We start from the raw sequence: 12126 nt of genomic DNA, 5'->3' as shown, positions 1-12126 counted from the left end.
GGAGTGAAACGATGAAAATGCTAAACCTGTTTATAGTCTCAGATTCAATTGGAGAAACGGGCGAACTAGTAGCAAAAGCGGCAGTAAGTCAGTTTAGACCTGGTCTACAGCACACTAAATTTAAGCGATTTACTCATATTGATTCTTTAGACCATATTAAAGAAATTACAGAACTTGCTAAAGAGCAAGGTGCTATAATCTTGTATACACTGGTACAAACTAAAATGCGTCAAGCTTTAGTAGAATACTGTAACTTATACAATTTGGAATCTGTAGATTTAATAGGACCGGTTATTAATCTATTTGAAAAAGAATTAAATGAAAAACCATTTGAAGAACCTGGTTTAGTAAGAAAGTTAGATGAAGACTATTTCAAAAAAATTGAAGCCATTGAATTTGCAGTTAAGTATGATGATGGAAGAGATCCCCGTGGCTTACTCCAAGCTGATATCATTCTAATAGGGGTTTCGAGAACTTCTAAAACACCATTATCGCAATACCTCGCAAACAAAAGGTTCAAAGTGGCGAATGTTCCACTCGTCCCAGAAGTAGAGCCACCAGAGCAACTTTTCCAAGTAGATCCAGCTAAATGTGTGGGTTTGGTAATCACACCAGAAAAATTAAATTCTATTAGAAAAGAAAGACTGAAAGCAATTGGTTTAAATGATGATGCAAGTTATGCTAAAATAGAGAGAATCAACGAGGAAATTCTTCACTTCGAGAAAATAGCTAAAAAAATAGGCTGTAAAGTTATTGATGTGACGAATAGAGCTGTTGAAGAGACTGCTAATTTAGTAATAAATCATATTCAACAAAAATAATTTAGGAATTTTTAAACCGATTCACGTTTGTGAAAAGGTTTTTTCTATTGTTTATCGAATAAATAAAGAATAGATTAATAATCTAAAATGTTTTATAATAGTAGTTTGTGGAAAAATAGCTATTAAGAGATATTTTATATGATTTTTTTGTCGATTCTTGCAGGATTTTTCTTTCCTTTCACGAATTATTAAAGGAGCAAGTAAAGATGGTGAAAAAGTGTCGGGTCGTATAGAAGAAGAGGTAATCGAACAAGTTAGGAATAACAATGATATTGTCGACGTCATAAGTGAATATGTTCAACTTACAAAAAGAGGTCGAAATTATTTCGGTTTATGCCCTTTTCATGGTGAACAGACACCATCTTTTTCAGTAACACAGGAAAAGCAAATTTTTCACTGCTTTGGTTGTGGTGCTGGTGGAAATGTAATTACATTTTTAATGGATATTGAAAATCTTTCCTTTCACGATGCGGTTAGTAAACTTGGTAGTCGAATTGGTATGACTATTGAAGAACGTTCTTCTGGTGATACAGAGTCAAAAGTGCCTGTTTCTAAAGAGGTTACTCTGATGAAAAAAGCACATGAGTTTGCAAGTGATTATTATCATCATTTACTACTTCATACAGAGGAAGGAGAAAATGCATTACTTTACCTGGAGGAAAGAGGGTTTTCTAAAGAGATTATCGAAAAGTATAAAATAGGGTGGTCCCTACCGAAATGGGATGCTTTAACTACGTTACTTGAACGTAAAGGTATGGATTTACAAGAAATTGAGAAAACTGGGCTCATTATCCGAAAAGAAAATGAATTAAAGTATTTCGATCGATTTCGTGGAAGAATTATGTTCCCAGTTTTTGATGAAACTGGGCATGTTATCGCTTTTTCCGGTAGAATACTCGAAAAGCATGAGAATGAAGCTAAATATATGAATAGTCCTGAATCTCCGATATTCCAAAAAAGCCATGTGCTTTATAACTTGGACAAAGCAAGATTAGATATTCGAAAACAACGTAATGTAATTGTTTTTGAAGGTTTTCTCGATGTAATTGCTGCCTCTAAAGCAGGTATTGAGAACGGTATTGCAACTATGGGTACCGCTTTGACGTCATCTCATATAACAAAACTAAATAGACTCACTTCTCATGTTACGTTGTGTTTTGATGGAGACCGAGCAGGTATGGAAGCTGCTAAAAAAGCTTCTACTGCTTTACAGGCCCAACAAATACAAACGGAGATTGCAATTATTCCGGATGCAATGGATCCGGATGATTACATTAAAAACTATGGGGAAGAAGCATTTAGAACAAAGATTATTGAAAAACCACATTCTTATTTATCATTTATGATGATTGTTTCAAAAAGGGACAAAAATTTTAATAATGAAAATGATACTTTACAGTATATCCAAGAGATATTGGAAATACTGAGTGATAGAAGTTCTTCAGTTGAACGTGATTTGTATATACGTCAGCTTTCACAAGAAACGAATGTATCAGAAGAAGCAATTTATCAACACCTACGCAAAATCCAAGGAAAAAAAGCAAAACAATCTAAACAGGAATCTTCTATCCCTATAACAATTAAACCAGAAATGACGAAGATAAAGAAAGCAATATCCGCAGATGAAAGAGCTGAGCGGATATTATTATCCCATATGCTTCATAATCCTAGTGTAATTGATATAGCAAGAAGAGACTTAGAAGATCAATGTTTTATCAGAGATGCCTATGAAGTAGTATTTGTTCGTTTAACTGGGTTTTATGAAGAGTATCCAGATGGAGATTATCAACGTTTTTTAGAAGTATTAAACGATGCTGAGTTAAGAAAAATAGTAATGGAAGCAGCGCTCTCAGAACGTGATCCAGAGCATGAAACAGAGGAAGTCATGGACTGTTTGCGCCATATACGAAAATACCGGATTGAACTGCGTATTAAACGTAAGTTACATGAAGCGAAAGAAGCAGAAAAAATGAGTGATATTTCAAAGGCTTTAGAACTCGCTCAAGAAGCAATACAGTTGAAAAAGTCTTTGAAAACTTTAGAGTAACTATCCGGTAGCAAAAGGAGGAATTTCTTATGGCGGACAAGTCCGAACGCACAAAAGAAACAGAAATTGAATTATCTTTAGAAGAGGCAAAAAAACAATTAATCGAATTAGGTAAAAAAAATGGTGAACTAACGTACCATGATATTGCAGAAAAATTAGCTCATTTTGAGCTTGAATCTGATCAAATTGAAGAATTTATCGATAATCTTGAAGGTAGAAATATCGAACTTAGCCGTAAAGATGGCGATGAGGAAGATTTGGATCGTTTAATGAAAGGGAAAGAAGAGACTTTCGACTTAAATGATTTGAGTGTTCCACCAGGTGTCAAAATCAATGACCCCGTTCGTATGTACCTGAAGGAAATTGGACGAGTAGACCTACTAAAAGCTTCTGAAGAGATCGCTTTAGCTGAGCGTATCGAACAAGGTGATGAAGAAGCAAGAAAACGTTTAGCAGAAGCTAACCTTCGTCTAGTAGTAAGTATCGCGAAACGTTATGTTGGACGTGGCATGCTATTCCTAGACCTTATTCAAGAAGGTAATATGGGACTTATTAAAGCTGTTGAAAAGTTTGACCATCGAAAAGGATTCAAATTTAGTACGTATGCAACTTGGTGGATTCGTCAAGCGATCACACGTGCAATTGCAGACCAAGCAAGAACAATTCGTATTCCAGTGCATATGGTCGAAACAATTAATAAATTAATACGTGTTCAACGTCAATTATTGCAAGATTTAGGTCGTGAACCATCTCCAGAAGAGATCGGGGAAGAAATGGACTTACCAGCAGAAAAAGTTCGTGAAATTCTGAAGATTGCCCAAGAACCAGTTTCCTTAGAAACACCTATTGGGGAAGAGGATGATTCTCACTTAGGAGACTTCATAGAAGATGCAGATGCACAATCACCATCTGATCATGCAGCTTATGAACTGCTTAAAGAGCAATTGGAAGACGTTTTAGATACGTTGACTGACAGAGAAGAAAATGTATTACGTTTACGTTTTGGTCTTGATGACGGACGTACGAGAACACTTGAAGAAGTTGGTAAAGTTTTTGGGGTTACTCGTGAGCGTATTCGTCAAATTGAGGCAAAAGCATTACGCAAACTACGTCACCCTTCTAGAAGCAAGCGTCTGAAAGACTTTTTAGAATAGAATGAAGACATCCACTGCGGATGTCTTTTTCAACATTCTATGAATCTGATAATACTGGTTTACCAGATGAAAAGAGGACTAACATGTCACTTCAGCGTAAACAAATAATAATGAATGAAATTTCATTTTGGAAAAAAAACAAGCTGCTGCCGGAGCATTATTGTGATTTCCTGCTCACTTTATACGCTCAAGGTGAAAATCAGGAAGAAGAGCAAACGGAGAATGCGTCGAAAGCAGTATTAGCAAAAAACCAAAAATATAAAGTTATATTGTATGTAGTAGTTGGTTTGTTGACTGCAATCTTGTTAGCGAGCTTATTTGTGATGACAACTGCTGTTTTTATACCTATTATTCTTGTGGCAGTTGCAATTCTTTCTTTTTTATACATAGCTATTAAACTAGTAAAAAATAAATCTCTAATGGCACCCCTGCTGTTCGTATTTTCCGCGCTTTTGCTGTTAGGTTTATCTTTTAAAGTATGGGACATATATTTTGTTGAGGAACCTTTAGTGTTAATCGGATTAATCTTCGGAAATTGTCTATTATGGCTGTTTTCCGGCTTAATGATGAAGTTAGTATATTTTAGTATTTCCGGAGTTTTAGGAGTTTTATTAATAATTGGATATTATATATTCATGTAAATTTATCACTTGCATCAATAAAAAATACAAATGCCAACAAACATTCAGAAATGTGAATGATTGTTGGTATTTTTTTATTAGATGATAAATTATGATATTCATTTGGAAAAGTGAGTATCTAAACCGAATAGATAGACGAGGGAGTCGTGTATTATTGAAGCATTTCCTAGCATTAATTGACGAACAATTGTAAATAGTACTTGATATTGAAAACCCTTTCAATATATAATCATTATAAACCGATTTACTAAACCGATTTATGAAAAAGAATATATTGTTATAGGGGGTTAGGTTCAATGGATACAGATTTTGGTGTACTAACATTAGGAGATGCTTTAATAACATTTAATCCATCTGTAACTGGACCAATGAGATATGTACCGACATTTTCAAGAAAAGTAGGGGGAGCAGAGTTAAACTTTGCGATTGGTTGTGCCCGTTTAGGACTCAACTCTAAATGGGTGAGTCGATTAGGTGGGGACGAATTTGGACGAGTAATATATAACTTTGCACGTGGTGAGGGTATTGATGTTTCTGAGGTTAAGCTGGTCGAGGGCTACCCTACATCCTTGAATTTCAAGGAAATTCGAGAAGATGGATCAGGAAAAACGTTTTATTATCGTTACCAGTCCCCAATATTAACGATGGAACCTAGTGATATTACAGAACAAATGTTAGATGGGATTGACTTAGTTCATCTAACTGGTGTTTTTATGGCAATAGATAAAAAAAATATAGAAATAACGAAAAAACTATTGATACTTGCTAATCAAAAAAATATACCAGTATCATTTGATCCAAATATTCGTTTGAAGTTATGGACAATTGAAGAAGCAACCGCAGCATATATGAATATTTTCCCCTATGTAGATATACTGCTTACTGGGTTAGATGAAATCGAGATGATTTTAGGTGATTCAACAGAACAGGCCTTAGTTGAATGTGCAAAGCGCTTCGAGATTTCAGAGTTAGTCATAAAAGATGGTGGGAATGGTGCAAGAGTTTATACCAATAATAATTGGTATAAACAAGAGGCATTTCAAGTGACGCCAATAGATACAGTTGGAGCGGGAGATGGCTTCGATGCCGGCTATATTTATTCATATCTTCATGAATATGAACCAAACGAGCGACTGAAGTTTGCTAATGGAGTTGGTGCACTTGTGACTACGGTTTCCGGGGATAATGAAGGGCTTCCGGAACTATCGGAAGTACTAGCTTTTATACGAAACGATAAAGTTATTGAGCGATAAGGAGGAAATATAAAATGACAAAGTATTCTACATTGACACAAGTTACAGAGTCAAAGGTCGTTGCAGTAATTAGAGGAAATAGCGCTGAGGAAGCTGTTCAATTAACAAAGGCAGCAGTTGAAGGTGGAATTCGAATTATTGAGTTAACTTATACAACTCCTCAAGTCCAGAAAGCATTTGAAGAACTTCAAGAAATAGATGCAGTTTTAGGTGCAGGTACAGTACTTGATGCGGAAACTGCTCGACATGCAATCCTAAATGGTGCAAAGTTTGTCGTTAGTCCACATTTTAGTGAGGAAGTGGCAACCGTTTGTAATAGATATGCAATTCCATATTTACCAGGGTGTATGACAATTCGTGAGATGGTAAAAGCGTTAGAGTCAGGATGCGATATATTGAAACTATTCCCGGCTAACAATTTTGATCCTTCTTTTATTAAATCTGTTAAAGGTCCTCTTCCACATGTTCAAATAATGCCGACAGGTGGCATTAATGCGAATAATATGCAGGAATGGCTAGCAGCTGGCGCAGTTGCAGTAGGTGTTGGAAGTGATTTGAACAAAGCGTATAAAGTTGGTGGATATGACGCAGTTGTGGAAGCAAGTAAAAAGTATATAGATGCTAGTAAAAACTGAGAGGAGAGAGTATATCATGAATATGACTTTTCGTTGGTACGGAAGAGGCAATGATACAGTAACACTCGAAAATATAAAACAAATACCAGGTGTTAAAGGAATCGTATGGGCCCTCCATCAAAAGCCTGCAGGGGAAATATGGGGAAAAGAAGAGATTAAAGAGGAAATCGATTATATACATTCATACGGTTTTCATACCGATGTAGTGGAAAGTGTGAATGTCCATGAATCTATTAAATTAGGGAACGAAGAGCGTGACCAATATATTGAAAACTACAAGCAATCGATTCGAAATCTTGGAGAATACGGTGTAAAAGTAATTTGTTATAATTTCATGCCAATATTCGACTGGACTCGTACGGAAATGTTCCATCCACTAGAAGATGGATCAACTGCATTGTTTTTCGAAAAGTCAAAAGTAGATAATATAGATCCACAAGAATTAGTTAAAACAGTAAGTGAATCCTCTGACTTGTCCTTACCAGGATGGGAACCAGAAAGAATGGCTCATATTGCTGAATTATTCGAAGCATACAAGAAAGTTGATGAAGCTAAGCTTTGGGATAATCTTGCTTATTTCTTAAAAGAAATTTTACCAGTAGCTGAGGAAGCTGGCATTAAAATGGCTATTCATCCTGATGATCCGCCGTATTCAATCTTTGGTCTGCCACGTATTATTACTGGCGAAGCAAGCTATGAGAAACTAATTGCAATTTCGGATTCATCTTCCAACGGATTTACCATGTGTACTGGCTCAATGGGTGCAAATCCTGAAAATGATATGGTCCAAGTGGCTAGAAAATATGCAACACGCTCTCCATTTTCACATATTAGAAATATAAAAATTTATGAAAGCGGTAACTTTACTGAAACTTCGCATTATACGAGCGATGGATCTATCGATATAAAAGGTGTGGTAGAAGAGTTAAATAAACAAAATTATGATGGGTATGTGAGACCAGATCACGGTCGACATATTTGGGGAGAGGTCTGTCGCCCTGGATATGGCTTATATGACCGAGCTTTAGGCATCATGTATTTACTAGGGTTATGGGATGCTTTTGAAACAAATAAGGAGGATTCGCAATGATTCCTATTCATGAAAATATAGATGGTCGGGTTGCTGTAATTACAGGTGGTGGCGGTGTGTTATGCTCCCGAATGGCAGTGGAACTTGTACGTCATGGGGTAAAAGTTGCCATCTTGAATCGAACTGCCGCAAAAGGTCAAAAGGTGGTAGACGAGATTACTTCCAAAGGTGGAGTAGCAATTGCCATGGAAACGGATGTCTTAGATCGTGAGTCTCTTGTTCGTGCAAAAAAAGCTATCTTGGAGCAATTTGGTCGAGTTGATATTTTGATAAATGGAGCCGGTGGTAACCATTCAGATGCGATTACTGGCCCTGAAAAATACGAAGAAGATGCGACGAGTAAATCCTTTTTTGATTTGGATGAAAGTGGATTCTCAGATGTTTTTTCTTTGAATTTCACAGGTACTTTTCTACCTAGCCAAGTTTTCGGCAAAGATTTACTAAAAGCGGAATCTCCGACCATTATTAATATCTCATCGATGAGCGCATATGCACCATTAACGAAAATTCCAGCATATAGTGCAGCAAAAGCATCTATAAATAATTTTACAATGTGGATGGCTGTTCATTTTGCAGAAGCTGGATTACGTGTAAACTCCATTGCACCTGGATTTTTTGTAACAGAACAAAATAAAGATTTATTACTGGACGAAAATGGCAACTATACAGCTCGCTCACAAAAAATAATGGCAGCCACTCCGATGAAAAAATTTGGAAAGCCTGAAGAACTATTAGGAGCGCTGTTATTTTTAGTAGATGAATCATATTCGTCATTTGTCACTGGCACAACGATGGCTGTTGATGGTGGTTTTATGGCTTACTCAGGAGTATAAGAGATGAAAAACATTACAATTGCCGATGTAGCAAGACATGCAGAAGTTTCTAAAAGTACTGTTTCCCAATATTTAAACAAACGATATGAGTATATGAGTGAGACAACACGAAAGAAAATTGAGAAAACAATTAAAGAGCTAAATTATAGACCTAATGTTGTTGCTAGAAGCTTAAAGCAAAAATCGACTTTTACGGTGGGAGTCATTGTGGCAAACATTCTACATACATTTTCGACTCAAATTATACGCGCAATCGAAAATAATTTTCACCAAAAGGGTTTTCATATTATTGTTTGTAACGCAGATGATGAACCAGAAAAGGAAAGAAATTATATTGAAATGCTAATGGCTAAGCAAGTCGACGGTTTTATCATCTTTCCAACAGGCGGTAACGTAGATTTATACAAAGAAATGATTAACCAAAATATCCCATTAGTATTTATGGATAGAACGATTGATGAAATGGATATACCAACTGTAATGCTCGATAATATGGATGCTTCAAAGCTAGCAGTACAAAGTCTTGTGGATAAGGGCTATAAACGTATTTCTATTATAACTACTTCAATCATTCGAAACATAAGTCCTCGTGTGGAAAGGATACAAGGTTATAAGAAGGCATTAGAGGATTTCCAAATGCCAGTAGTACCAGATTATATAAAATCTCCGGATGTAAAAAATTTAAATTTAGCAATCGGTGAACTGTTCCAATTAAATGCACCGCCTGATGCGATTATTGCAGGGAATGATCGGGTGTTAATCGGTGTATTGAATTATATTAAAGAACATGATTTGAAAATTCCAGATGACATAGCAGTTATTGGAATTGATGAAGTTTCATTCGCAGGCTTTTTCACTCCTACTATTTCGACCATTTCTCAACCTACCGTAGAAATGGCAAATCAAGCAGTGAAACTATTATTAAATCAAATTAACCAAGAGGTAGATTTGGGGGAGACGGGAGTATATCGTTTGAAAGCAACTTTAAATTCACGAGAATCCTATTAAGTTAAACAGAATTATAGGTAAGGATATTCTAAACATGTTATAAAATCATCTCAATGAAAATTGAAAAGGGTTAGGGGAAATGAATATGGATTGGTTTATCGAATACGCTCCAATAATTTGGGTAGCATTAGGGGTAGCACTTTTATTATTTCTAAATATAGTTGTGAAACTTAATAGTGTATTGGCTCTATTAATTGTAGCTACATTAGTAGGTATTTTAAATGGTTTAACATTAGATGCAGTTGTTATCTCTATAAAAACTGGATTTGGTAGTACACTTGGAAGTTTAGCAATCATAATTGGTATGGGTGCTGTACTAGGGAAATTAATGGTAGACTCTGGAGCTGCTCAACGTGTAGCTTCCACCTTACTGAATAAATTCGGTGTAAAGAATATTGAATGGGCAATACTAATTGTCGGAACAATATTTGGGATTTCTGTTTTTTATGAAGTAGCATTTATTATTCTTGCACCTCTTGTAATTAGTATTGCTATTGAAGCGAAAATTCCTTATTTAAGATTAGGGATTACAATGGTAGCTGCAGCAACGATGGCACATAGTATTTTTCCGCCACAACCAGGACCAACTGCACTGGTAGATGCTTATGGTGCAGATATGGGTATGGTTTATATTTTAGGAATTGTTGTTGTAGTTCCATCCGTTATTTGTGCTGGTATTATTTTACCAAGAATGTTACGTAATTTAGACTTACCTGTTCCACCTCTTTTGAAGAAATCAAAACAATTCTCAGAAGAAGAAATGCCTGGATTTGCTGTTAGCTTATTAGTGCCTTTACTACCAGCAATTATTATTACTGCCGCAACCATCATCAATATTTTTGTAGATAGAGAGACCACTTTCTCTCAAATTATTAATTTCTTTGGTAGTGCTGAGATTAGTATGATTCTAGCTGTTCTTGTAGCGATTTATGTCTTCGGTACAAGTAGAGGGAGATCGATGAAAGAAGTCATGGGTTCCTTCTCTGGAGCTATTGAAGGAATTGCAATGATTGTCTTTATAGTAGGAGCAGGTGGGGCCTTCAAACAGATCATTCTAGATACTGGTATTGGTGACTTTATCGCTGGAATGATGCAAAATACTAGTGTATCGCCACTAATCATGGCATGGTTAATTACAGCTATTCTGCGTATTGCGACTGGGACAGGCGTTGTTTCAGCCATTACTGCAGCAGGTATAGTAGGACCGCTTATTCATACTTTTGATGTTAATCCTGTTCTAATGGTATTAGCAACTGCAGCTGGAAGTAACACTATTACACATGTAAATGATGCATCCTTCTGGTTGTTTAAGGAGTATTTCAATTTATCTATTAAAGACACGTTCAGAACTTGGGGACTTCTTCTATTCACCAACTCTATTGTAGGATTAGGAGTCGTATTATTACTTAGCTTGTTTATATAATTCATGTAAAAATGCTTTGCGATGCTACTGTTTTAGTAGTATAGCAAGGCATTTTTTATATGTAAACCGATACTTCCATTTCCTAAATCGGCATAATGAGTAATTCTTTTTAGGAATTTACAGATATACTTTGAACAACTGTTGATCTTTGTTTACCGAGGTCAATATAATGATCACGGCTTTTAATTTCAAGTTCGATTATATCTCCTGGTTGTAAATAACCATTTTCTTTTTGGGTATCTACAAAGTAGTTAATTTTTTCTTCGTACGTTGTATTTATATCAATCATTTTTTCAAGTATATCTTTATTTAATCGTAAACAGACTCCACCGGGTGTCCCGGTTAATATTAAATCGCCAATACGTAAATCAAAAATAGTCGACATTTCCGTTAATGTATCAGTTGGCTTAAACAATAAATGATCGCTAAAGGAATGTTGCCGAACTTCGTCATTTACTCTTAATATTAGCTCTAAATCATTAAGATAGTGAATTTCATCTTGTTCTAATAAATACAGGTAGGGGCCAGTAGGACAAAATGTACGATAACTTTTCCCTTTAAACCATTGTTGTTCTACAATTTGTATATCGCGTGCCGAAACGTCGTTTGCAATTACTAATCCACCGATATAATCACCAATATTTTGGGTGGTAATGTTGGTTTCTTCTGTGATATCTTGTTTGAGGACAAGTCCTAATTCAATCTCATAATCAAGCAATTGGACATCTTGCGGACATATTATATTTGTATTAGCTGCACTTAATGTACTTGGGGACTTCATAAATAGTAAATTATATGCAGGCTTTTGTTGAGTAAATCCAGCTTCTTCACGATGTTCAGCATAGTTTGTACCCTGGCAATATATATTTCCATCATGTGTAATAGGTGATAAAAGAGTGATTTCTTCCATAGAGATAATAATACCTTCTGTTTTAGCCCTTGTAATTTGCGAATGTCCATCTGTTAATATGCTCCGAAGCGTTGGAAACGTTCCCTCTATAAGGCGTAAATCTTCTTCATAAATTCCCCAACGTTCTTGTCGATCATATTCAAAACGTAATAAACGTGTCCCCATTTTGAATCCTCCTTTTATTTAGTATGTTTCATTATAGGAAGAAAGTGGACTCTAAAAATACAATAAAAGCCTGCTGAATTTTCCAAGGAAAACTGCTAAAAGTAATTGAAAATTAAAAAGAGATATCTTAGAGAGGATGTAAATAA

At 35.6% G+C, this 12126-nt stretch carries 11 protein-coding genes; 10 read left to right on the top strand and 1 reads right to left on the bottom strand.

Going from position 1 to position 12126, the window contains the following annotated elements; all coding sequences use genetic code 11:
• Positions 1-11: 11 nt before the first annotated feature.
• From MHI47_RS11510 to MHI47_RS11465, 10 genes are all read left to right on the top strand, one after another.
• Positions 12-821, top strand: a complete 810-nt coding sequence (locus tag MHI47_RS11510; RefSeq protein WP_093538518.1) for a pyruvate, water dikinase regulatory protein — start codon at positions 12-14, stop codon at positions 819-821.
• A gap of 217 nt (positions 822-1038) precedes the next feature.
• Complete coding sequence (gene dnaG / locus MHI47_RS11505; RefSeq protein ID WP_340830902.1) at positions 1039-2868, top strand: DNA primase; 1830 nt, start codon at positions 1039-1041, stop codon at positions 2866-2868.
• Positions 2869-2897: 29 nt separating this feature from the next.
• Positions 2898-4022 (top strand): RNA polymerase sigma factor RpoD, encoded by a 1125-nt coding sequence (gene rpoD / locus MHI47_RS11500; RefSeq protein ID WP_093538519.1) that lies wholly within the window; start codon positions 2898-2900, stop codon positions 4020-4022.
• Positions 4023-4105: 83 nt separating this feature from the next.
• Positions 4106-4663 (top strand): hypothetical protein, encoded by a 558-nt coding sequence (locus MHI47_RS11495; RefSeq protein ID WP_340769594.1) that lies wholly within the window; start codon positions 4106-4108, stop codon positions 4661-4663.
• A 296-nt stretch (positions 4664-4959) separates the two neighbouring features.
• Positions 4960-5916, top strand: coding sequence for a sugar kinase (locus MHI47_RS11490; RefSeq protein WP_340830901.1), 957 nt, complete (start codon positions 4960-4962; stop codon positions 5914-5916).
• 14 nt (positions 5917-5930) lie between these two features.
• Positions 5931-6551 (top strand): bifunctional 2-keto-4-hydroxyglutarate aldolase/2-keto-3-deoxy-6-phosphogluconate aldolase, encoded by a 621-nt coding sequence (locus MHI47_RS11485; RefSeq protein WP_093538522.1) that lies wholly within the window; start codon positions 5931-5933, stop codon positions 6549-6551.
• A gap of 16 nt (positions 6552-6567) precedes the next feature.
• Entirely contained in the window at positions 6568-7641 is a 1074-nt protein-coding gene (gene uxuA, locus MHI47_RS11480; protein ID WP_340830900.1) for a mannonate dehydratase, read from the top strand.
• Positions 7638-8474 carry an SDR family oxidoreductase gene (locus MHI47_RS11475; protein ID WP_340830899.1) on the top strand — a complete coding sequence of 279 codons (837 nt, stop codon included), beginning with the start codon at positions 7638-7640 and terminating at the stop codon, positions 8472-8474. The genes uxuA and MHI47_RS11475 overlap by 4 nt, the downstream gene beginning before the upstream one ends.
• A gap of 3 nt (positions 8475-8477) precedes the next feature.
• Positions 8478-9482 (top strand): LacI family DNA-binding transcriptional regulator, encoded by a 1005-nt coding sequence (locus MHI47_RS11470; RefSeq protein WP_340830898.1) that lies wholly within the window; start codon positions 8478-8480, stop codon positions 9480-9482.
• Positions 9483-9567: 85 nt separating this feature from the next.
• Positions 9568-10905, top strand: coding sequence for a gluconate:H+ symporter (locus tag MHI47_RS11465; protein WP_093538526.1), 1338 nt, complete (start codon positions 9568-9570; stop codon positions 10903-10905).
• Between the two features lie 109 nt (positions 10906-11014).
• On the opposite strand, the gene MHI47_RS11460 is transcribed toward MHI47_RS11465, so the two are convergent.
• Entirely contained in the window at positions 11015-11980 is a 966-nt protein-coding gene (locus tag MHI47_RS11460) for a fumarylacetoacetate hydrolase family protein (RefSeq protein ID WP_340830895.1), read from the bottom strand.
• Between the last annotated feature and the right edge of the window lie 146 nt (positions 11981-12126).

The sequence above is a fragment of the Psychrobacillus sp. FSL H8-0487 genome, assembly GCF_038008385.1.
Taxonomy (GTDB): domain Bacteria; phylum Bacillota; class Bacilli; order Bacillales_A; family Planococcaceae; genus Psychrobacillus; species Psychrobacillus psychrotolerans.
This window is presented reverse-complemented; position numbering and strand designations above follow the sequence as displayed.

What these genes read in the sequence shown, in the direction of transcription:
- MHI47_RS11465 (WP_093538526.1), top strand. Translation starts at nt 9,568, where the DNA reads ATGGATTGGTTTATCGAATACGCTCCAATAATTTGGGTAGCATTAGGG.
- uxuA (WP_340830900.1), top strand. Translation starts at nt 6,568, where the DNA reads ATGAATATGACTTTTCGTTGGTACGGAAGAGGCAATGATACAGTAACA.
- MHI47_RS11460 (WP_340830895.1), bottom strand. Translation starts at nt 11,980, where the DNA reads ATGGGGACACGTTTATTACGTTTTGAATATGATCGACAAGAACGTTGG.
- MHI47_RS11485 (WP_093538522.1), top strand. Translation starts at nt 5,931, where the DNA reads ATGACAAAGTATTCTACATTGACACAAGTTACAGAGTCAAAGGTCGTT.
- rpoD (WP_093538519.1), top strand. Translation starts at nt 2,898, where the DNA reads ATGGCGGACAAGTCCGAACGCACAAAAGAAACAGAAATTGAATTATCT.
- MHI47_RS11475 (WP_340830899.1), top strand. Translation starts at nt 7,638, where the DNA reads ATGATTCCTATTCATGAAAATATAGATGGTCGGGTTGCTGTAATTACA.
- MHI47_RS11470 (WP_340830898.1), top strand. Translation starts at nt 8,478, where the DNA reads ATGAAAAACATTACAATTGCCGATGTAGCAAGACATGCAGAAGTTTCT.
- MHI47_RS11490 (WP_340830901.1), top strand. Translation starts at nt 4,960, where the DNA reads ATGGATACAGATTTTGGTGTACTAACATTAGGAGATGCTTTAATAACA.
- MHI47_RS11510 (WP_093538518.1), top strand. Translation starts at nt 12, where the DNA reads ATGAAAATGCTAAACCTGTTTATAGTCTCAGATTCAATTGGAGAAACG.
- MHI47_RS11495 (WP_340769594.1), top strand. Translation starts at nt 4,106, where the DNA reads ATGTCACTTCAGCGTAAACAAATAATAATGAATGAAATTTCATTTTGG.